Source organism: Pseudoxanthomonas winnipegensis, from assembly GCF_030322905.1.
In the GTDB taxonomy this organism is placed as follows: Bacteria; Pseudomonadota; Gammaproteobacteria; order Xanthomonadales; family Xanthomonadaceae; genus Pseudoxanthomonas_A; species Pseudoxanthomonas_A winnipegensis.
Genome location: NZ_CP095475.1, coordinates 2,129,342 through 2,149,794, shown reverse-complemented (window position 1 = coordinate 2,149,794; position 20,453 = coordinate 2,129,342). Strand labels below are relative to the sequence as shown.

Genomic DNA, 20,453 nt, shown 5'->3' with positions numbered 1-20,453 from the left:
ATGCTGCCGCGCTTCTTCATCCACCGGCCCATCTTCGCGTGGGTGCTGGCCATCTGCATCATGGCGATGGGCGCGATCGCCATCGCCACCCTGCCGGTCGAGCAGTATCCGGACATCGCCCCGCCGCAGGTCAACATCGCGGCCAACTACACCGGCGCCTCGGCCAAGACGGTGGAGGACAGCGTCACCCAGGTGATCGAGCAGCAGCTCAAGGGCATCGATCATCTGCTGTACTTCTCCTCGTCCAGCTCGTCCTCGGGCCAGTCGCGCATCAGCGTGACCTTCGACCAGCGCGCCGATCCGGACATCGCCCAGGTCCAGGTGCAGAACGCGGTCAACCAGGCCATCAACCGCCTGCCGCAGGAAGTGCAGCAGCAGGGCATCACGGTGTCCAAGTCGCAGGGCGACAGCCTGATGGTGGTCGCGCTGTACGACACCACGCGCAAGATGACGCGCGTGGACGTGGCCGACTTCCTGGTCAGCACGCTGCAGGATCCGATCAGCCGCATCAACGGCGTGGGCGAGATCAACGTCTTCGGCGCGCAGTACGCCATGCGCATCTGGCTGGACCCGCATCGGCTCAACGCCTACCGGCTGATGCCCAGCGACGTGCGCGCCGCGATCCAGGCGCAGAACACCCAGGTCACCGCCGGCGAGCTGGGCGCCCTGCCCGCCATCGACGGGCAGTCGCTCAACGCCACGGTCACCGCGCAGTCGCGCCTGCAGACGCCCGAGCAGTTCCGCCAGATCATCCTGACCACCCTGCCTAGCGGCGCCAGCGTGCGCCTGGGCGATGTGGCGCGGGTGGAGATCGGGGCGGAGAACTACCAGAACAGCAGCTTCCTCAACGGCTATCCCGGCTCGGGCTTCTCGGTGTCGCTGGCCTCCGGCGCCAACGCACTGGAGACCGCCGATGCGGTGCGCGCCGAGATCGAGCGGCTCAAGCCCACCTTCCCGCCCGGCGTGGAGGTGGCCTACCCGCGCGACAACACGCCGTTCGTGCGCGTGTCGGTGGAAGGCGTGGTGCACACGCTGATCGAGGCCATCGTGCTGGTGGTCGTGGTGATGTACCTGTTCCTGCAGAACGCGCGCGCCACCCTGATCCCGGCGATCACCGTGCCGGTGGTGCTGCTGGGCACCTTCGGCGTGCTGGCGCTGACCGGCTTCACCATCAACACGCTGACCCTGTTCGCCATGGTGCTGGCCATCGGCCTGCTGGTGGACGATGCCATCGTGGTGGTGGAGAACGTCGAGCGGATCATGCACGAGGAGCACCTGCCGCCGCTGGAGGCCACCGAGAAGTCGATGGGCGAGATCACCGGCGCGCTGGTCGGCATCACCGTGGTGCTGGGCGCGGTGTTCCTGCCGATGGCGCTGTTCGGCGGCTCCACCGGGATCATCTACCGGCAGTTCTCGATCACCATTGCCTCGGCCATGGCGCTGTCGGCGCTGGTCGCGCTGACCCTGACGCCGGCCCTGTGCGCCACCTTGCTCAAGCCGGTGGAGAAAGAGCGCAGGCCGGGGCGGTTCTTCCAGTGGTTCAACCGCAGCGTCGAGCGCAGCCAGCACGCTTACCAGCGCCGGCTGGGCGTGCTGCTGACCCGTCCGAAGCGCTGGATGGCGCTGTACGCGGTGGTGGTGGTGGTCATGGCCGTGCTCTATCTGCGCATGCCGACCAGCTTCCTGCCGGTGGAGGACCAGGGCCAGCTGTCGGTGCAGTTCACCACGCCCGAAGGCACGCCGATGGCCACCACCGAGGCGCTGGCCCATCGCATCAGCGAGTACTTCCTGGACAAGGAAAAGGCCAACGTCGAGGCGGTGTTTCTGGTGGTGGGCCGCAACAACGCCGGCATCGGCCAGAACGCGGGCCAGGGCTTTTTGTCGCTGACGCCCTGGGGCGAGCGCGACCGCCACAACACCGCCGCGGCGATCATCGAGCGGGCCAACAAGTATTTCCGCGCTCATGAGGACGCACGGATCAACGTGCTCGCGCCGCCGGCCGTGCGCGGCCTGGGCCAGTCCAGCGGCTTCGAGCTGTGGATGCGCGATGCGCAGGGCAAGGGGCGCGATGCCCTCGACCAGGCGCAGCGCACGGTGCTGGAACAGGCCGGCGACGATCCGGCGCTGACCTCGGTGCGCCTGAACGGCCTGGGCGACAAGGCCCAGCTGCAGTTGGACATCGACCACGCGCAGGCTGGCGCGCTGGGCCTGTCCCAGTCGGACATCAACGCCACCCTGTCGGCGGCTTGGGGCGGGACCTACGTCAACGACTTCATCGACCGCGGCCGGGTCAAGCGCGTCTATATCCAGGGCGATGCGCCCTATCGCGCCGTGCCGGAAGACCTGGGCCAGTGGTACGTGCGCGGCGACAACGGCCAGATGGCGCCGTTCTCCAGCTTCGCCAGCAGCCACTGGACGCGCGGCCCGCAGCTGCTGCAGCGCTTCAACGGGCTCTCGGCGCTGCAGCTGCAGGGCAGCGCGGCCGAGGGCCGCAGCTCGGGCGAGGCGATGGACCGGATGCAGGCGCTGGTGGACCAGCAGCCGGGCTTCGACCTGCAGTGGAGCGGGCTGTCCTACCAGGAGCGGCTGTCGAGCAACCAGACGCTGTACCTGTACGCGGCCTCGATCGCCTTCATCTTCCTGTGCCTGGCCGCGCTCTACGAGAGCTGGTCGATCCCGGCGGCGGTGCTGATGGTGATCCCGCTGGGCGTGCTGGGCACGGTGGCGGCGACCACGCTGGCGGGGTTCACCAACGACATCTATTTCCAGGTGGGCCTGCTGACCACGATCGGCCTGTCGGCCAAGAACGCGATCCTGATCGTGGAGTTCGCCGAGGCCGAGCAGAAGGCCGGCCGCACGCCGATGGCCGCCGCGCTGGAAGGCGCCCGCCTGCGCCTGCGGCCGATCGTGATGACCTCGCTGGCCTTCGTCGCCGGCGTGATCCCCCTGGCCATCGCCACCGGCGCCGGCGCCGCCAGCCGCCGCGAGATCGGCATCAGCGTGATCGGCGGCATGCTCTCCGGCACGATCCTGGCGGTGCTGCTGGTGCCGCTGTTCTTCGTGCTGGTGCGCGGACTGCGGCGCGAGCCGAAGGTGGGAGAGGCGCAGGCTCAGGGCTGAGCCTAGAGGCGCAGGCTCAAGGCTGAGCCTGCGGGCCTGGCATCGAGGCCTCAGGGTCTGCCCCTCCCCTTGCGCAGCAGGGGGAGGCCGGGAGGGGGTTGGCTCAGGTCGCGGCACTGCCTGGCTTGGACACGGATACCCGCAGCCACGGCAAAGCGCCGGAGCTGGAGGCATCAGGCTCCCTGCGAAGAGCACCCCTCCCCAACCCTCCCCTTCGCCTGCGGCGAAAGGGAGGGAGCAGAAGCTTCTGGTGCGACTCACCTACCGCACGTGCGTGCCGATTGAATCAGCTCATGCCGATTGGACCGGGATGCTGCTTACGAGGCGTGAGCCGGGGCGAAGCGTTCGACGAGGAAATCGACGAAGGCGCGCACCAGCAGCGAGGCCTGGCGGTGCTGGGGATAGAGGGCGTTCATCGCGATGGGGGCCGGTTCGAACGCCTCCAGCACCGGGACCAACCGGCCATCGGCCAGGCAATCGTCCAGCAGGAAGGCCGGCAGATGGACCAAGCCGTGGCCGGCGAGCGCGGCCTGCACCAGCACTTCGCCGTTGTTGGCGTGCAGGCGGCCGGAGACCTCCACTGCCAGGGCGCGGCCTTCGCGCAGGTAATGCCATTGGCTGGTGCGGCCGTGGCCGTAAAGCAGGCAGGCGTGTTCGCGCAATTGGGTGGGCTGGTGCGGCGTGCCGGCGCGCTGCAGGTAGTCGGGACTGGCGCAGGTGACCATGCGCAGCGCGCCCAGGCGCCGGGCCACCAGCGTGGACTCGGCCACCGCGCCGATGCGCAGCGCCACATCGAAGCCCTCGCCGACCAGGTCGACCGCGCGATCGCTGAGGTCCAGCTCCACGCTGACCTCGGGATAGTCGGCGAGGAAGGCCGGCAGCACCGGCCCCAGATGCAGGGTGCCGAAGGACATCGGCGCGCTGACGCGCAGGGTGCCGCGCGGACGCGCCCCGCCCTGCTGGCAGATGGCCATCTCGGCCTGGTCGACGGCGGCGACGATCTCGCGCGCATGCTCCAGATAGGCCAGGCCCAGTGGCGTGGGGCTCAGCCGGCGCGTGGTGCGGTTGAGCAGGCGCACGCCCAGCCGGGCCTCCAGCGCGGCGATGCGCCGGCTGACCAGCTGCTTTGAAGTGCCCACGCGCTCGGCCGCGGCAGTGAAGCTGCCGGCGTCCACCACCTCCTGGAATACGCGCATGTCTTCGAGGGCGTTGATTGTCATCGCTTGGTTGACAGTATTTCCATCCGAGACGGATTTATAGCACCACGAGGCGACAGTAGGATGCTCGCACGGTGAGGCCAGGCCCCACCGCCCCATCCCGAACACCCAGCCAGGAGTACCCCATGCACGACATCATCCGGGCCGACAAGCGCGGCGTCGCCAACCACGGTTGGCTCAACTCGCGTCATACCTTCTCCTTCGGCTACTACTACAACCCGCAGTTCATCGGTTTCTCGGACCTGCGCGTGATCAACGACGATCGCGTCGCCCCGGGCCAGGGCTTCGGCACCCATCCGCACCGCGACATGGAGATCTTCTCCTACGTGCTGGAAGGCGCGCTGGCGCACAAGGACTCGATGGGCAGCGGCTCGGTGATCCGCCCGGGCGACGTGCAGCTGATGAGCGCCGGCTCCGGCGTGGCGCATAGCGAGTTCAACGGCTCGGACCGGGAGAAGGTGCACTTCCTGCAGATCTGGATCGTGCCCAACGTGACCGGCGCGCCGCCGCGCTACCAGGAGAAGTCCTTCCCGGAAGCCGAGAAGCGCGGCCAGCTGCGGCTGATCATCTCGCCCGATGGCGCACAGGGTTCGCTGGAGATCCGCCAGGACGCGCGCGTCTACGCCGGCCTGTTCGACGGCGAGGAACGCGCCTCGCTGACGCTGGGCGATGACCGCCACGCCTATGTGCATGTGGCCCGCGGCTCGATCGAGCTGGACGGCCAGGCCTTGAACGAAGGCGACGGCGTGCGCGTGCGCGATGCCGGCACGCTGACCCTGGCCAATGGCCGCGGCGCCGAGGTGCTGGTGTTCGACCTGCGCCCCAACGAAGTGCCGGGCCTGCACTGAAGCCTGAAGGCGTGAATGCTGCGGCCCGCCGCGTGTGCCCCCAAGGGCCGCGCGGCGGGCCGTTTTGCTTCAGCCCCAGCGGCAGACCTTGAACACCGCCGCATCCCAGCGCGAGGCATCGTCGAAGGACCAGTGCAGGCCGCGGCGGGCATGGGCCGCCGCCCGCGCCGCGCGGGCACGCGCGCAGGCATCGGCCCGCGGGATGCGCATCGCCGCCGGCCTCGACCTGGCGCCGCGCGAGGCCCGCACGCGCGATGCGGCGCGAGATTCCGCCTGGGTCAGCGAGGCCTGCCAGGCCTCGCGCGTCGTCTCGATCCTGCGCTGCGCCTCGTCCCGGTCCAGGCGCGGGCCCGGCACGGCGACCAGCTCGGCCCGCGCCCAGGTCTGCAGCGGAAGGCCGGCACAGGGCGCCTCCTGGTAGGCCGCGCCCTGCGCGGCGCCGCAGCGATAGATCGCCTGTGCCCCGGCATCGCCGGCGGCCAGGCCCATCAGCAACAACAACAGTGCGCATCCGTATCGCATCGTCTCGTCCCTTGGTGTCCGCAGGGCCTCAGACTCTCGCGTCGCGATGCCCCCGCCCATCGGACAACGCCGCAGGGCGGCGTCGGACGATGCCGCCCTGCATCCGCGCCGGCGTCGCCGACGTAATCCCCGGTGTCGCCCCCGGAGCCGATGCCGATGTCCCCCGTCTTGAAGCCCTTGTTGGACGCATGCACGATCCCGGCTTCGGCATGCGCGCTCATGCTGCTGACGCGCCATGCGCAGTGAGCCTGTCATGGTCAGCGCGCCTGCCCTGCCGGGGCGACGGCACGCCCATCTGAATTGCGGAGGAAACGCGGCATGGTCAACGCCTACCTGTGGCTCAACGCGCTGCTCTACATCGCCCTGGCGCTGTGGTGCACGCTGGCGCCGGAAAGCACCGCGCAGGCGGTGGGATTCACCGCGCTCACCCCGGCCGGGCAGACCGAGTTCCTGGCGGTCTATGGCGGCATGGAGTTCGGGATCGGGTTGCTGTTCGCCTATTTCGCGCGCAGCCGGCAGCCGCGCAACGGCCTGGTCCTGGCCCTGCTGTTCTATGCGCCCATCGTGGCCTGGCGTGCCTATGCCATCGCGCGCTACGGGCTGCCGGGCGGCACGACCCTGGGGCTGGTGGCGGGCGAATGGCTGCTCCTGCTCGCCGCGGCGGGGCTGTTCCTGTGGCAGCGCAAGAGGGCCGGGTGAACGTGTCGAGAGCGCATTGACGGAAAGCCCCGTAGGATCTGCGGCACCTTCCGCCCCCTCTTCAGAAGACGCGCGCCGCATGGCGGATTTCCTCGAACGCGACATCCTGGCCGACGACGCCGACCAGCTGCTGCTGGCCACGGCCCGCGGCGACCATCTTGCGTTCGAGCGCCTGTACAAGGCGACCTCGCCGCGCCTGTACGCCGTGTGCCTGCGCGTGCTGACCCAGCGCAGCGAGGCCGAGGACGTGCTGCAGGAGGTCTATACCAACGTCTGGCGCAAGGCGGTGCAGTTCGATCCGGGCAAGGCCGGCGCGCTGACCTGGCTGTCGATGCTGGCGCGCAACCGCGCGATCGACCGCCTGCGCGCCGGGCGCAACGAGCGTCAGTCGGTGCCCATCGACCTGGGGCCTGAGCTGATCGACGACACGCCCGGCGCCGAACAGCTTGCCGACGCCGCCCTGCAGGCCCACGGCCTGGACGTCTGCCTGGAGGAACTGGAACCGCAGCGGCGCACCCTGATCCGCACCGCCTTCTTCGAGGGCTGCACCTACGAGGAGCTGGCCACGCGCAGCCAGACTCCGCTGGGCACGGTGAAGAGCTGGATCCGCCGCAGTCTGGCCAAGCTCAAGGCGTGCCTGGAACGATGAACACTCACGCCGAACCCTTCGAACAGGATCCGCCCGGCCACGGGCCGCTGGCCGGCGAATATGTGCTGGGCGTGCTCGACCAGGCGCAGCGGGCGCAGGTGCAGGCGCGCATCGCCCACGATCCGGTCTTCGCCGCCGAGGTGGCGCAGTGGGAAGCGCATCTGGCGCCGCTGCTCGAACAGCTGGAGCCGGTCGCGGTCCCGGACTATGTCTGGGCACGCCTGCGCGCAGCGCTGGCGCTGCCGGAAGCCAGGCCCTTGCCGGCGACGTCTGCGCCGAAGGCGGCGCCGCGCGGCTTCTGGAACAACCTGGGCCTGTGGCGCAGCGTCGGCATCGGCAGCCTGGCCACCGCCGTGGTGGCGGTGCTGGCGCTGGTGTCCACCCTGCGCAGCGTGCCGCCGGCTCCGCAGCCGCCCTCGGTGGCGCAGCAACCAGCCGGGTCCAGTGGCATGCCGCAGATGGTCTCCACCCTGGCCCAGGACGACGGCAGCACCGGCTACGTGGCGACCATGGACGCGCGCAACGGCCGCATGACCATCATGCCGATGCAGCCGATGCACCAGGACGGGCGCGTGCCTGAGCTGTGGATCATCCCCAAGGGCGGCAAGCCGATCTCGATGGGCGTGATGGATCCCGAGCATCCGGTCGAGCATGTCCTGCCCGAGCCGATGCGCAAGCTGCTGCGTGCCGACGCCCTGCTGGCGGTCACGATGGAACCGCCAGGCGGCGCGCCGGGCGGCGTGGCGACCGGACCGGTCGTCGCCAAGGGCGCCATCACCGCGCTGACGCTGGGCAGCTGACCCCTGCATCCGGGAGGGTGCGTGCGACGTACATCTCCTCACGCAATGCCTGAAGGAGTCTTCGTGTCAGACCCGGCCCTCGCCGATGCGCCCGTCTCCCCTGCCCCGCCCGTCGCCCGCGCGCGCTGGTGGCAGGCGCTGCGGCGCTGGTTCGACACCGCCGAAGACGCACCGCTCGATGCGGCCCGTGCCGACCGCATCGACTGGCTGCGCGCGGTGCCCTTCATCGCGCTGCACCTGATGTGTCTGGGTGTGTTCTGGGTGGGTTGGTCGTGGTTCGCCGTCGGCACCGCGGTGGCGCTGTACGCGGCGCGCATGTTCGCGATCACCGCCTTCTACCATCGCTACTTCGCGCACAAGGCGTTCAAGACCTCGCGCCCGGTGCAGGCGGCCTTCGCCGCGCTGGGCGCGATGAGCGTGCAGCGTGGCCCGCTGTGGTGGGCCGCGCACCATCGCCACCACCATCGGGTCACCGATACGCCGGACGATCCGCATTCGCCGCGCCAGCATGGCTTCTGGTGGAGCCACATGGGCTGGTTCCTGACCCCGCGCGGTTTCCGCACCGACTGGACCGCGATCCCGGATCTGCGCCGCTTCCCCGAGCTGCGCTTCATCGATCGCTTCGACCTGCTGCTGCCGGTGCTGCTGGCCACCGGGCTGTTCGCGCTGGGCATGGCGCTGGAGCGCTGGGCGCCGTCGCTGCGCACCGACGGGCCGCAGCTGCTGGTGTGGGGGTTCTTCGTCTCCACCGTGGTGCTGTTCCATGCCACGGTCACGATCAACTCGCTGGCGCACCGCTTCGGCTCGCGCCGCTTCGACACGCGCGATGACAGCCGCAACAACGCGCTGCTCGCGCTGCTGACCTTCGGCGAAGGCTGGCACAACAACCACCATCACTTCCCTGGCTCGGCGCGGCAGGGCTTCGTGTGGTGGGAAGTGGACCTGACCTGGTACGGGCTGAAGCTGATGTCGTGGATGGGCCTGGTGCACGACCTCAAGCCGGTGCCGCCGGGGCTGCTGCGCCGCACGCGGGGCGCGCGATGAGCCGCATCGCGGTGGTCGGCGGTGGCATCGCCGGCATGGGCGCGGCCTGGGGACTGTCGCAGCGTCATCAGGTGACGCTGTTCGAGGCCGGCGATTATCTGGGCGGGCATACGCACACCCACGACATCGAGATCGACGGGCGGCACTACGCGGTCGATACCGGCTTCATCGTGTTCAACCCGCTCCACTACCCGTTGCTAACGCGCCTGTTCGACACGCTGGGCGTGGCCTCGCAGCCGACCACGATGAGCTTCTCGGTCAGCGATGCGCGTAGCGGGCTGGAATACAACGCCGGCACGCTGGCCGGCCTGTTCTGCCAGAAGCGCAACCTGGTCAGCTCGACGTTCTGGCGGATGCTGGGCGACCTGCGCCGCTTCTACCGACAGGCGCCGCAGGTGCTGGCCGAGCCTGCGCCGGGTCCGACGCTGGGCGAATACCTGGCGGCGAACGGCTACTCGGCTACCTTCCGCGACGCGCACATCGTGCCGATGGCCTCGGCGCTGTGGTCCTCGCCGGCCAGGACGATCCTCGACTTCCCGATGCAGCATCTGGTGCGCTTCATGCACAACCACCACATGCTGCAGCTGACCGGGCGCCCGCCCTGGCGCGTGGTCAGCGGCGGCTCTAACCGCTACGTGCAGGCACTGCAGCAAACCTGGCGCGTGGAAGTGCAGCTGGCCACGCCCGTGCAAGGCGTCAAGCGCCAGGCGCAGGGGGTGCGGCTGTGGACTGCCGCGGGCGAGCAGGACTTCGATGCGGTGGTGCTGGCCTGCCACGCCGACGATGCGCTGGCGCTGCTGGAGGACGCCGATCAGGAGGAGCGCGCGGTGCTCGGCGCGGTCACCTACCAGGACAACGACACCGTGCTGCATACCGACGCGCGCGTGCTGCCGCGCGATCGGCGCGCCTGGGCCGCGTGGAATGCGCGCCTGCCCGAGCAGGATGGCGACACCTGCACGGTGAGCTATTGGATGAACGCCCTGCAGTCGCTGGACGCGCCGGTGCCCTTCATCGTCAGCCTCAACCAGGACGCACACATCGACCCGGCGCGCGTGCTGCGCCGGATGCGCTACCGCCATCCGCACCAGACCGTCGCCTCGGTGGCCGCGCACGCGGCGCTGCCGCGCATCCAGGGGCGCGGCCAGGTGTGGCATGCGGGCGCCGGCTGGGGCTTCGGCTTCCATGAGGACGGGCTGCGCAGCGGACTGGACGTGGCCCGCGCACTGGGATCGCCATGGCCGTGAGCCACGCCCGCGAGACGGTTTCGGCCGCTAGCCAGGTGCACGACGCCAGTGCGCGTGCCGATGGTTTCGAGCGCGCTGCAGCCCCGAACGCCTTGGCCAGCGCGCTGTACGTGGGCCGCGTGCGCCATCGCCGCCACGCACCCAAGCCGCATGCCTTCACCTGGCCACTGTTCATGGCCTATCTGGACCTGGACGAGCTGGACCGCGTGTTCGCCGGGCGCTGGCTGTGGTCGCGCGGGCGTCGCAACGTGGTCGAGTTCCGGCGCGCGGACTTCCTCGGCGATGCCGCCGTGCCGCTGGATCAGTCCGTGCGCGACCTGGTGCAGGCGCGCACCGGCCAGCGGCCGCGGGGCCCGATCCGCATGCTCACCCACCTGCGCACCTTCGGCTACAGCTTCAATCCGGTGACGTTCTACTACTGCTTCGCCGCCGATGGCCGCACGCTGGAGACGCTGGTGGCGCAGATCACCAATACGCCTTGGAAGCAGCGCCATGCCTATGTGCTGCCGGTGGCGCAGGCCACGGTCGATGGCGACTTCCTGCAGTGGCGCTTCGACAAGCGCTTCCATGTCTCGCCGTTCATGGCGATGGAACACGACTACCGCTGGCGCTTCGATGTGCCGGGGCAGGCGCTGCGCGTGCATATGGACGTGCTGTGCCCGCCGGATCCGCAGGGCGGCAGCGCACGTCGCTTCGACGCCACCCTGAGCCTGCGGCGCCGGCCGATGACCGGCCGGCACATGGCCGCCGCGCTGCTGCGCTATCCGCTGATGACCCTGCAGGTGATCGTCGGCATCCATTGGCATGCGCTGCGCCTGTGGATGCGCGGCAATCCCGTCCACGACCATCCCGACAAGAGGGCCGCCCCATGACCCGCCTCGACGCGTCCACCACACCGGCCGCCGGCGCGCCGGCCGATTCCGGCTCGTTCGTCGAGCGCCTGCTGCGCCGCCGCCTGCTCGACACCCTGGGCCAGCTGCGCGGCGGTCGGCTGGTGCTCGAGGAGGCCGGCCAGATGCACGTGCTCGGCCACTGTGAGGTCGACGAGCCGGCGCCGCTGAGCGCGCACCTGCGCGTCCACGACCCGGCATTCTGGCGGATGGCCGCGTTGAACGGCAGCGTCGGCGCGGGCGAGGCCTGGATGGAAGGGCTGTGGGACTGCGACGATCTGGTCGCGCTGATGCGCCTGCTGGTGCGCAACCGCGACCTGCTCGACGCCATGGACAGCGGCACCGCGCGCCTGGGCGGTGCGGCGATGAAGCTGCTGCATGCCTGCTCACGCAACACCCGCCGCGGCAGCCGGCGCAACATCGCCGCGCACTACGACCTGGGCAATGCGCTGTTCGCGCTGTTTCTGGACGAGAACCTGATGTACTCCTCGGCCATCTACGAGGACCAGGACGAGTCGCTGGAGGTCGCCGCCACGCGCAAGCTCGACCGCATCTGCCAGAAGCTGCAGCTGGGGTCGCAGCACCGGGTGGTGGAGATCGGCACCGGCTGGGGCGGCTTTGCCCTGCATGCGGCCGGGCGCTACGGCTGCCATGTCACCACCACCACGATCTCGCGCGAGCAGCATGACCTGGCCGCGCAGCGCATCGCGCAGGCCGGGCTGCAGGACCGCATCACACTGCTGATGCGCGACTACCGCGACCTGGAGGGCCGCTTCGACCGGCTGGTCTCGATCGAGATGATCGAGGCGATCGGCCACCAGTACCTGGACACCTACTTCGCCAAGGTCGGCGATCTGCTGGCCCACGACGGCCAGGCGCTGATCCAGGCCATCACCATCGAGGACCATCGCTATGCGCAGGCGCGCGATTCGGTGGACTTCATCAAGCGGCACATCTTCCCGGGCAGCTTCATTCCCTCGGTCGCGGCGATGACCGGGGCGATGGCCAAGGCCAGCGACCTGCGCCTGTTCAACCTGGAAGACATCGGCCCCAGCTACGCGCTGACCCTGCGCGCCTGGCGTGCGCGCTTCACCGGCCGGCTCGACGAGGTCCGTGCCCTGGGCTACGACGCGCGCTTCATCCGCATGTGGGTGTTCTACCTGGCCTATTGCGAGGCCGGCTTCCTGGAGCGCTCCATCGGCGATGTGCAGCTGTGGCTGACGCGGCCCGGCGCGCGCGCCGTGCAGTACCCCTACGCGTTGGCAGGCGCATGAACGGCTGGTTGATCCTACATGTGCTGCTGGTGGCGGCGGTGGTGATGCTGCTGGCCTGGCTGTGGCAGCGCCGCACGCGCAACGCCGGCGTGGTCGACGTGGTCTGGTCCGCGGGCATGGCGGGCAGCGCGGTGTACTACGCCCTTGCGGCGAACGGGGCGACCTTGCCGCGCACGCTGGTCGCGCTGCTGGGCGGGGCCTGGGGACTGCGCCTGGCCTGGCATCTGGGCCGGCGCGTGTTCGGCGATGCGCATGAGGATGGGCGCTATGCGTACCTGCGCGAGCACTGGCACGACCATCAGGGCAAGTTCCTGCTGTTCTTCCTGGCCCAGGCGCTGATGATCGTGCTGCTGTCGCTGCCGTTCTGGATCGTGGCGCACAACCCCAGCGTCGCGTTCTCGGCCTGGACCGCGGCCGGGATCGCGGTGTGGCTGGTGGCGGTGGCCGGCGAAAGCCTGGCCGATCGCCAGCTGGCCGCATGGAAGCGCGATCCCGCACACAAGGGCCGCACCTGCGATGCCGGCCTGTGGGCCTGGTCGCGCCATCCCAATTACTTCTTCGAATGGGTGCACTGGTTCGCCTACGTGCTGCTGGCCATCGGTCTGCCGTGGGGCTGGGTGCTGGCCGCCTTCAGCGGTCCGGTGCTGATGCTGGCCTTTCTCTATCGGCTCACCGGCATCCCCTTCACCGAGGCCCAGTCGCTGCGCAGCCGCGGCGAGGACTATGCGCGCTATCAGCGCCGGGTCAGCGCCTTCTTCCCGCGTCCGCCGAAGGCTTAGGCGTCATGGACTTCGGGATGAGCGCGGCCAACCACACCTCGTCGTTCCTGCGAAAGCGGGAACCCAGCGCCTTTGCTTTCTCGGCAGAAAGTCCATGGATTCCCGCGTGCGCGGGAATGACGGTAGAGGGGTCTTGGCGACTGAGCGCTCGGCCCTTTAAGCACGGCCCATGACGTACTACCCGAACTTCCTAGCGCCTCGCATTCGCTACAGATCCCATCACACGCATTGAATCCCCCTGGAGTTGCCGATGTCCGCCGCCCGCCCCCTGCCCGAACACGATGCCTCGCGCGAAAGCCTCGCCACGCGCCTGGCCGAATCCGGCCGCCTGCCCGATCCGCTGCTGCGCCTGGGCATCCGTCGCCAGTGCGCGCAGCGCCTGAAGGAAGAGCGTCGCGGCGGCCCCGAGGCCGTGCGCCAGCGTCAGAAGGCGCTGCTCGACGCGCTGCGCCTGGACGCCATCGCGGTGGAGACCCAGGCCGCCAACCGTCAGCACTACGAACTCCCGCCGGAGTTCTTCCGCCTGTGCCTGGGCAAGCACCTGAAGTACAGCAGCTGCCTGTGGGACGAACACACCACCGAGCTGACCCAGGCCGAGGAGAAGATGCTGCGCCTGTACGGCGAGCGCGCCGACCTGGCCAACGCCAGCCGCATCCTGGAGCTCGGCTGCGGCTGGGGGTCGCTGACGCTGTGGATGGCCGAGCGCTATCCGAAGACCATGATCACCGCGGTGTCCAACTCGCGCCCGCAGAAGGAGTTCATCGAGGCGCGCTGCCGCGAGCGGGCGATCTTCAACGTCGAGGTCATCACCTGCGACGTCAACACGCTGCAGCTGCCGCAGGGCATGTTCGACCGCGTCGTGTCGATCGAGATGTTCGAGCACATGCGCAACTACCAGACGCTGATGGGGCGCGTGGCCGGCTGGCTCAAGCCGGGCGGCAAGCTGTTCGTGCACATCTTCTGCCATCGCGAGCTGGCCTACCTGTTCCAGACCGAGGGCGAGGACAACTGGATGGGCCGGCACTTCTTCACCGGCGGGCTGATGCCGGCGGCCGACACGCTGCTGCAGTTCCAGGATGCGCTGACCCTGGAAGAGCGCTGGCTGCTGCCCGGCACCCATTACGAGAAGACCGCCAACGCCTGGCTGGCCAACCAGGACGCGCACCGCGACCAGATCATGGGCCTGATGCGCCAGACCTACGGCGTGGCCGAGGCGGCCCGCTGGTACCAGCGCTGGCGCATGTTCTGGATGGCCTGCGCCGAGCTGTTCGGCTACGCCGGCGGCAGCGAGTGGATGGTCGGCCACTACCGCTTCCGCAAGCCCGCCTGACCCGAGCGCTTCGCCCCTCCCCTTCGCGCGACCAGCGCAGGCGACCTGCCCCTCCCCTTTGCGCGAAGCGCAAGGGGGAGGCCGGGAGGGGGTGCTCTTCGCAAAGACCCCTCAGCCGCAGCGCTTCGACGCTCAATCAAGCCCCGGGCAACTCCACCGTCGCCACCGCCCCGCCCTCCTCGCCGTTGCACAGCGCCACCCGCCCCCCGTGCAGCCGCACCACCTCGCGCACGAACGGCAGCCCCAGCCCGGTGCCGCGGCGCCCGCTGGCCGGCGCGGGCAGCGAATAGAACCGCTCGAACACCCGCGCCAACGCATAGTCCGGCACGCCCGGCCCGGCATCGCGCACCCGCAGCACCACCATGCCCTCGGCGGAACCTGCCGACAGGACGATGCGCCCACCCCGCGGCGAGAACGCCAGCGCGTTGTCCAGCAGATTGGCCAGCGCCTGGCGCAGCAGAAAGGCATCGCCCTGCACCACCAGCCCCGCCTCGGCCTGCACCTCCAGCGCCACCTCCGCGGCCTGGAGGCGCGGCGCCATGGCCGCGGCCACCTGCGCGAACAGCTCTGTCACCGCCACCGGCGCCCGCGTCTGCAGCCAGCCATGCTGTTCGACCTCGGCCAGCGCCAGCAGCTTGTCGATGGTCTCGGTCAGGCGCTGCTGCTGGTCCAGGATATTGCGCGCGAAGCGCTGGCGCTCGGCCTCCGGCAGCGGCTCCTGCAGCAGCTCGGCCGCGCCACGGATGCCGGCCAGCGGGCTCTTCATCTCGTGGGTCAGCGACTGCACGTACTGCTCGACGTAGTCCTTGCCCTCCAGCTTGCGGCGCATGGTTTCCAGCGCCTGGCCCAAGTCGCCGATCTCGTCGCGCCGTGGCTTGGGCGGCGGCACCGGCAGGCCGGCGCTGACCGCTTGCGCATAGCGGTTGAGCCGGCCGATGCCGCGCGCCAGCCACCAGGTCATCAGCACGCCGATCAGCACCGACAGGCCCACCAGCCAGCCGCCGCGGCGCAGGATGCTGCGCTGGCTGGCGGCGATGAACGGCTCGAAGGTGCGGTTGGGCTGGGACAGCGTGAGCACGCCGATCAGCCGCCGCGACGCATCGCCCGGCGCATAGATCGGCGCGGCCACGTGCATCACCGTATTCACCTGATCGCCCGGCGTCTCGGGGCTGGAGCGCGCGCCGTACTGGCCGCGCAGCGTGCGGTAGACATCGTTCCAGCGCGAGTTGTCGCGGCCCAGGTCCTGCCCGCGCGAGTCGAACACCACCAGCCCGCGCGCATCGGTGATGCTGACCCGGTAGTCGATGCGCTTCTTCGGGATCTGCCAGATGTGCGCATCGACCTCGCGCTGGAAGGCGGTGTCCATCTCGCGCGCGAACCGCCCCGTACCAATGCGCCCGGCGGCCAGGTCGTCGGCGGCCATCACCGCCAGCACGTTGGCCGTGTCCACCAGCGTGGACTCCATCGCCTGGCGCACGCCCGGCTTGACCTCGGCCACGAACACGCGCATGACGAAGAACGCCGCCAGGCCGGTGATCAGGAAGAAGCCGAGGAACAGCCGCAGGCCCAGCTTCATCGGCTACAGCTCCAGCGAATAGCCCAGCCCGCGATGCGTGCGCACCGGGTCGGGCTGCGCGCCGGCCGCGCGCAGCTTGGCGCGCAGGGTCTTGATATGCGTGTCCACGGTGCGATCGGCGCTGTCGGCATCGCGGTCCCAGCCGCGGTCCATCAGCTGGGCGCGGCTGAGGATCGCGCCGGGACGCTGCAGCAGCGCGGCCAGCAGCGCGTATTCGTAGCGGGTCAGGTCCAGCGGCTGGTCGCGGAAGCGGATGCGATGGCCCTCGTCGTCGATGCTGAACGCGCCCTGCGCGCGCTCGGCCGGCGCCGCGCTGGCCGGCCGGCGCAGGCGGGCGCGCACGCGCGCGACCAGCTCGCGCGGGGAGAACGGCTTGGCAACGTAGTCGTCCGCGCCCAGCTCCAGGCCGAGCACGCGGTCGATCTCGTCGTTGCGCGCGGTCAGGAACAGCACTGGCACCTGGCTGAAGGCGCGCAGCTGCCGGCACACCTCGAAGCCGCTGCCGTCGGGCAGGCCCACGTCCAGCACCACCACGTCGATACCGCCGCCGCGCACGCGCGGCGCCACCTCGCGCGCCAGCGCCACGTGCTCGGCCTGCAGGCCTTCGCTGCGCAGCGCATAGAGCACCGCGTCGGCGATGGCGGGCTCGTCTTCCACGACCAGGACCTTGGGCATGCCGCGCAGCATAGCCGCGCCCTGCCGCGCGCTCTATCCTTGCGCGCATGAACTATCGACACGCCTTCCACGCCGGCAACCATGCCGACGTGCTCAAGCACATGGTGCTGGTCAACCTGCTGGAGGCGCTGAACCGCAAGGACAGCCCCTACTTCGTGCTCGACACCCACGCCGGACGCGGCCACTACCTGCTGGCCTCGCCGGAGGCGCGCAAGACCTCCGAGGCCGAGCACGGGGTGTTCAAGCTGTTCGGCCAGCCGCAGCTGCACCCCAGCATCGAGGCCTATCTGCGCGCGGTCCAGGCGCACAACCCGGTCGGCGCGCTGGTGGCCTACCCCGGCTCGCCGCTGCTGGTGGCCCAGCACCTGCGCGAGGGCGACCGCCTGGCCGCCTGCGAACTGCAGCCCGAGGAGGCCCAGGCCCTGCGCGAGCTGTTCCACCGCGACGCGCGCGTGGCGGTGCATGCGCGCGACGGCTACGGCGCGATCAAGGCCCTGCTGCCGCCGCGCATCGGCCAGGTCAAGTACGGCCGCGGCCTGGTGCTGATCGACCCGCCCTACGAGGCGCAGGACGCCGAGTACCCGCAGATCATCGCCGCCGTGCGCGAGGGCCTGACCCGCTGGCCCGGCGCCAGTTTCGCGGTCTGGTACCCGATCAAGCAGCGGCGCACGCTGCAGCCCTTCCTGCGCAAGGCCGCGGCGCTGCCAGCGCGTTCGGTCTGGCTGGCCGAGTTGCAGGTGCGCGCCGACGATTCGCCGCTGCGCCTGGCCGGCAGCGGCATGCTGATGATCAACGCCCCCTGGCAGTTCGAGCAGGCTATCGCCCCGGCCCTGCCGCAGCTGCAGCAGGCCCTGGGCGAGGCCGGCGCGACCACCCTGCTGGAATGGCTGCGGCAGCCGGACTGAAGCCTAGAACTTCTTGCGCAGGGTCACGAACACCTGCCGCGGCGCGCCGGCCTGCATGGTGTTGTTGAGCGAGGCGGCGGTGTTGAAGAACTGCCCCGAGCCCAGCGCGGCGATGTAGCGCTCGTCCAGCAGGTTGGTGGCGTTGAGCTGGATCTCGCTGTTGTCCCAGATCCCGCCTGCGAGGCGGTAGCCCAGCGTCGCATCGACCAGGGTGTAGCCCGGCGTGGTGACATCGCCGGTGTAGGTCACGTTGCGCTTGGAGGTGTAGGCGCCGGACAGGTTGCCGAACAGCGTGCCGTCGTCGTAGTTGAGCTCCAGCTTGGCCAGCTGCTCGGGCGTATCGACCGGCCGCACGCCGCGCGTGGGCACCGTGGTGGTGCCGTTGACGGTGTCGTCGTCGTACTGGCTGTCGTTGTAGGAATAGGAGCCGATCAGCGACAGCACCGGATCGATGCGCCAGGTCAGGCCGGCCTCCACGCCCTGGCTGGTCACGCTGCCCACGTTCTGCAGCACGCTGGGATTGCCCAGGATGTTGGCCGAGCTGAAGGCCGCCAGCAGGCGGTTCTCGAACTTGACGTGGTACAGCGTCAGCGAGCCGCGCAGCGCGTCCGCATCGAAGCGCCAGCCGCCTTCCACCGTGCGCGAGGTCTCCGGCTTGAGCGTGCCGCGGATCGCCTCGAACCCGGCCTGCGTGGTGCCGAACGGCCCGCGGAACGAGCTCTGGAAGGCGCGCATGTTCTCGGCGTAGTTGGCGAAGAACTCGCTGCCGCCCACGCGCCAGGCCGCGCCCACCTGCGGCTGGAACCAGTCCTTGGCCTCGATATGGCCGTTGATGAACGGCGTGCCGGCCCGGGTGACGATGCCGTTGCGCACCTTGGCGCCCTTGAAGCCGGCGTCGATGGTCAGCCGATCGTTGACCGACCAGCGATCGCTCAGCGAGACCTGGTTGGTGATGGTGGTGAGGTCGGTGAGGAAGTCGCTGCGGAACGGGTTGGACAGGAAGTCGGTCACGTCCGGGCGGTTACTCAGACTGGCCGCGTAGTAGTTGCGATCGGTCGAACCGCGGTTGTCCTCGTACCAGTAGGTCGCCTGCAGGCTGTGCGCGCCCAGCGTGGCGGTGGCCTCCAGCAGCGCGCCATCGCGGTCCACGCCGTATTCGGTGGTGCGCACCGACAGCGGGAAGCCGTCGGGGCTGAATACTGCCGGCGTATAGATCCCGCCCGAGCCCTTGTCGGTGTGGCGGTAGTAGGTGCCCTTCAGGCTGAGCCAGTCGCCCACCGGCACTTCCAGCGTGCTGGCGCCCAGCCAGTCGCGGCGGATGCCGCCGCTGTCATAGTAGGTGTCGTTGACGGTCTTGTACGGCGCCGGGAACTGGGTGCCGGCCGACGGGAACGGCAGCGGCTTGCGCGCCGCGGCGGCCTTGCGGTTGGCATCGACCTGCGAGAGCAGGATGGCCGTGGCGTAGTCCGGCGCCAGAAAGTCCAGGTCGTAGCCGATGGTGCGCAGCGTGGCCGGCGAGAGGTCGGCGTAGTTGCGCTCGCGGTGCAGCGAGTAGTTGACCCAGGTGGTCAGCGTGGCGCGGCCGATCTCCTGCTCCCACTTGGTGTTGAGCTTGCGGTCGGGCTGGGTGCCGCTGCCCTTCCACTTGTCCGCGTCGTGGTACACGCCGGAGATGGACAGGCGGGTGCCGGTGGACAGCTGGCCGGTCTCGGCGCGGGCGAAGACGTGCGTGGTCGCGTCGCTGCCATAGGTCGCGGCCACCTCGCCGCCGGCCTTGTCCTCCAGCGGCCGCGAATAGAACTGCAGGCTGCCGCCCAGGTTGCTGGTCGAGGCCACGCCCAGCCCGCCGGCGCCCTGGGCGAACACCACCCGGTCGATGTTCTCGGCGGCGATGGCGCGGCTGATGTGCAGGCCGTTCCAGGTGTTGTAGAACATGTCGCCCAGCGGCACGCCGTCCAGGGTGTAACCCATCTGGCTCTGGTTGAAGCCGCGCACCGACAGGCGTGTGCCCAGCTCGTAGGTGCCGAACGGATCGGAGGACTGCAGCGCCACGCCCGGCAGCCGGGCGATGGCCTTCAGCGGCGAGCTGCCCGGTGCCAGCAGGTCGATGGCCTGGGCCGAGACCGTCTGCTCGGCGCGCACGGCGCCGTCGCCGTACACCACGATCTGCGACAGCTCGGCGGGCTTGGAAGGATCGGTGGCGGCGGCGGCGTCGGTGGTCTGGGCGTGCAGCGGCGCGGCCAGCACGGTCAGGACCACCGGCAGCCGCGAGGCGAGCGCGAGGCGTGATGTCATGGGGAGATGGGGCAGATGCAAGGGCCAGCGACGATATCGGCGCTGCGCTGCAGCAATACGACGGGCAGATGACAGCCCGGTGTGGGTGACATGTCGGTGCGGCAGGTCCAGCGACGCGCGGCGATGGTGAACCCGGTTGACGCGACGCCTGGACGTCCATGGATTCCCGCGTTCGCGGGAATGACGAACAGAGGCATCTGACCAAGCCGGGGGTCTGACAGCGACCTGCAAGCAGGGCGTCCGACAGCGCTCACCCGAGACCTTTGATCCCAACCTTCGTTATTCCCGCGAACGCGGGAATCCAGGGACTTTCACGCGGCAAAGCGCAAGACGCTGGATTCCCGCGTTCGCGGGAATGACGGTCGGAGTTGTCACTGCCGTCGTTGTCGTGGCCGCTGCAGATGACGGCAGCGGCTAACCCGCGTCTACGCCGTGTTAGCGCCGGTCGCGTCGCGCAACGGTCATCAAGCTAGCCTGGTTAAGGCCATCAAGCTCGGAAGCTCACCCCGGTCGTCGAGCTTCGAACCCAACCCTCGTCGTTCCCGCGAACGCGGGAACCCATGGACGTTCGCGCGAACAGCGCAAG

General features: G+C 69.8%; 17 protein-coding genes. 12 read left to right on the top strand and 5 right to left on the bottom strand.

All coding sequences use genetic code 11. The annotated features are described in order from the left end of the window. Nucleotides 1–3,120, top strand: coding sequence for an efflux RND transporter permease subunit (locus MWN52_RS09535; protein ID WP_286577603.1), 3,120 nt, complete (start codon nt 1–3; stop codon nt 3,118–3,120). 317 nt (nt 3,121–3,437) lie between these two features. Here the strand turns inward: MWN52_RS09535 and MWN52_RS09530 are convergent, their stop codons facing one another. After that, nucleotides 3,438–4,340 carry a LysR family transcriptional regulator gene (locus tag MWN52_RS09530; protein ID WP_286577602.1) on the bottom strand — a complete coding sequence of 301 codons (903 nt, stop codon included), beginning with the start codon at nt 4,338–4,340 and terminating at the stop codon, nt 3,438–3,440. Nucleotides 4,341–4,462: 122 nt separating this feature from the next. On the opposite strand from MWN52_RS09530, the gene MWN52_RS09525 reads away from it, so the two are divergent. Beyond that, complete coding sequence (locus tag MWN52_RS09525; protein WP_286577601.1) at nt 4,463–5,185, top strand: pirin family protein; 723 nt, start codon at nt 4,463–4,465, stop codon at nt 5,183–5,185. Nucleotides 5,186–5,254: 69 nt separating this feature from the next. Here MWN52_RS09525 and MWN52_RS09520 read toward each other — a convergent pair whose 3' ends face one another. Continuing rightward, nucleotides 5,255–5,686: a hypothetical protein gene (locus MWN52_RS09520; protein ID WP_286577600.1), complete on the bottom strand. Its 432-nt coding sequence runs from the start codon at nt 5,684–5,686 to the stop codon at nt 5,255–5,257. Between the two features lie 339 nt (nt 5,687–6,025). Here MWN52_RS09520 and MWN52_RS09515 point away from each other — a divergent pair, with 339 nt between their 5' ends. The 9 genes from MWN52_RS09515 (at nt 6,026) to MWN52_RS09475 (ending at nt 14,416) form a co-directional block, all read left to right on the top strand. Then, nucleotides 6,026–6,406, top strand: coding sequence for a DUF4345 family protein (locus MWN52_RS09515; protein WP_286577599.1), 381 nt, complete (start codon nt 6,026–6,028; stop codon nt 6,404–6,406). Between the two features lie 79 nt (nt 6,407–6,485). Beyond that, nucleotides 6,486–7,055: a sigma-70 family RNA polymerase sigma factor gene (locus MWN52_RS09510; RefSeq protein ID WP_286577598.1), complete on the top strand. Its 570-nt coding sequence runs from the start codon at nt 6,486–6,488 to the stop codon at nt 7,053–7,055. Beyond that, on the top strand, nt 7,052–7,855 hold the full coding sequence (locus MWN52_RS09505; protein WP_286577597.1) for an anti-sigma factor: 804 nt from the start codon (nt 7,052–7,054) through the stop codon (nt 7,853–7,855). The genes MWN52_RS09510 and MWN52_RS09505 overlap by 4 nt, the downstream gene beginning before the upstream one ends. A 45-nt stretch (nt 7,856–7,900) precedes the next feature. Further along, nucleotides 7,901–8,899: an acyl-CoA desaturase gene (locus MWN52_RS09500; protein WP_425608099.1), complete on the top strand. Its 999-nt coding sequence runs from the start codon at nt 7,901–7,903 to the stop codon at nt 8,897–8,899. Next, nucleotides 8,896–10,143 carry an NAD(P)/FAD-dependent oxidoreductase gene (locus MWN52_RS09495; protein WP_286577596.1) on the top strand — a complete coding sequence of 416 codons (1,248 nt, stop codon included), beginning with the start codon at nt 8,896–8,898 and terminating at the stop codon, nt 10,141–10,143. Before MWN52_RS09500 ends, MWN52_RS09495 begins: the two co-directional genes overlap by 4 nt. Next, entirely contained in the window at nt 10,134–11,015 is an 882-nt protein-coding gene (locus MWN52_RS09490) for a DUF1365 domain-containing protein (protein ID WP_425608098.1), read from the top strand. The genes MWN52_RS09495 and MWN52_RS09490 overlap by 10 nt, the downstream gene beginning before the upstream one ends. After that, complete coding sequence (locus MWN52_RS09485) at nt 11,012–12,307, top strand: SAM-dependent methyltransferase (protein WP_286577595.1); 1,296 nt, start codon at nt 11,012–11,014, stop codon at nt 12,305–12,307. The genes MWN52_RS09490 and MWN52_RS09485 overlap by 4 nt, the downstream gene beginning before the upstream one ends. Continuing rightward, entirely contained in the window at nt 12,304–13,086 is a 783-nt protein-coding gene (locus MWN52_RS09480) for a DUF1295 domain-containing protein (RefSeq protein ID WP_286577594.1), read from the top strand. The genes MWN52_RS09485 and MWN52_RS09480 overlap by 4 nt, the downstream gene beginning before the upstream one ends. 250 nt (nt 13,087–13,336) lie before the next feature. Next, nucleotides 13,337–14,416 carry an SAM-dependent methyltransferase gene (locus MWN52_RS09475; RefSeq protein WP_286577593.1) on the top strand — a complete coding sequence of 360 codons (1,080 nt, stop codon included), beginning with the start codon at nt 13,337–13,339 and terminating at the stop codon, nt 14,414–14,416. Between the two features lie 136 nt (nt 14,417–14,552). Here the strand turns inward: MWN52_RS09475 and creC are convergent, their stop codons facing one another. Together creC and creB are read right to left on the bottom strand one after the other, a co-directional pair. After that, a complete protein-coding gene (creC, locus tag MWN52_RS09470; RefSeq protein WP_286577592.1) occupies nt 14,553–15,992 on the bottom strand; it encodes a two-component system sensor histidine kinase CreC in 1,440 nt (479 codons plus the stop codon). Nucleotides 15,993–15,995: 3 nt separating this feature from the next. After that, complete coding sequence (gene creB, locus MWN52_RS09465) at nt 15,996–16,679, bottom strand: two-component system response regulator CreB (protein ID WP_286577591.1); 684 nt, start codon at nt 16,677–16,679, stop codon at nt 15,996–15,998. Nucleotides 16,680–16,714: 35 nt separating this feature from the next. On the opposite strand from creB, the gene MWN52_RS09460 reads away from it, so the two are divergent. Next, the gene (locus MWN52_RS09460; protein ID WP_286577590.1) at nt 16,715–17,572 is read left to right on the top strand and encodes a 23S rRNA (adenine(2030)-N(6))-methyltransferase RlmJ; all 858 of its coding nucleotides are present in this window, start codon (nt 16,715–16,717) and stop codon (nt 17,570–17,572) included. Nucleotides 17,573–17,575: 3 nt separating this feature from the next. Here the strand turns inward: MWN52_RS09460 and MWN52_RS09455 are convergent, their stop codons facing one another. Then, nucleotides 17,576–19,867 (bottom strand): TonB-dependent receptor, encoded by a 2,292-nt coding sequence (locus tag MWN52_RS09455; RefSeq protein ID WP_286577589.1) that lies wholly within the window; start codon nt 19,865–19,867, stop codon nt 17,576–17,578. Nucleotides 19,868–20,453: the final 586 nt, after the last annotated feature.

Bases quoted from the DNA above. Each gene is read 5' to 3' on its own strand.
- MWN52_RS09535 (WP_286577603.1), top strand. From the start codon at position 1: ATGCTGCCGCGCTTCTTCATCCACCGGCCCATCTTCGCGTGGGTGCTG.
- MWN52_RS09530 (WP_286577602.1), bottom strand. From the start codon at position 4,340: ATGACAATCAACGCCCTCGAAGACATGCGCGTATTCCAGGAGGTGGTG.
- MWN52_RS09525 (WP_286577601.1), top strand. From the start codon at position 4,463: ATGCACGACATCATCCGGGCCGACAAGCGCGGCGTCGCCAACCACGGT.
- MWN52_RS09515 (WP_286577599.1), top strand. From the start codon at position 6,026: ATGGTCAACGCCTACCTGTGGCTCAACGCGCTGCTCTACATCGCCCTG.
- MWN52_RS09510 (WP_286577598.1), top strand. From the start codon at position 6,486: ATGGCGGATTTCCTCGAACGCGACATCCTGGCCGACGACGCCGACCAG.
- MWN52_RS09505 (WP_286577597.1), top strand. From the start codon at position 7,052: ATGAACACTCACGCCGAACCCTTCGAACAGGATCCGCCCGGCCACGGG.
- MWN52_RS09500 (WP_425608099.1), top strand. From the start codon at position 7,901: ATGCCTGAAGGAGTCTTCGTGTCAGACCCGGCCCTCGCCGATGCGCCC.
- MWN52_RS09495 (WP_286577596.1), top strand. From the start codon at position 8,896: ATGAGCCGCATCGCGGTGGTCGGCGGTGGCATCGCCGGCATGGGCGCG.
- MWN52_RS09490 (WP_425608098.1), top strand. From the start codon at position 10,134: ATGGCCGTGAGCCACGCCCGCGAGACGGTTTCGGCCGCTAGCCAGGTG.
- MWN52_RS09485 (WP_286577595.1), top strand. From the start codon at position 11,012: ATGACCCGCCTCGACGCGTCCACCACACCGGCCGCCGGCGCGCCGGCC.
- MWN52_RS09480 (WP_286577594.1), top strand. From the start codon at position 12,304: ATGAACGGCTGGTTGATCCTACATGTGCTGCTGGTGGCGGCGGTGGTG.
- MWN52_RS09475 (WP_286577593.1), top strand. From the start codon at position 13,337: ATGTCCGCCGCCCGCCCCCTGCCCGAACACGATGCCTCGCGCGAAAGC.
- creC (WP_286577592.1), bottom strand. From the start codon at position 15,992: ATGAAGCTGGGCCTGCGGCTGTTCCTCGGCTTCTTCCTGATCACCGGC.
- creB (WP_286577591.1), bottom strand. From the start codon at position 16,679: ATGCTGCGCGGCATGCCCAAGGTCCTGGTCGTGGAAGACGAGCCCGCC.
- MWN52_RS09460 (WP_286577590.1), top strand. From the start codon at position 16,715: ATGAACTATCGACACGCCTTCCACGCCGGCAACCATGCCGACGTGCTC.
- MWN52_RS09455 (WP_286577589.1), bottom strand. From the start codon at position 19,867: ATGACATCACGCCTCGCGCTCGCCTCGCGGCTGCCGGTGGTCCTGACC.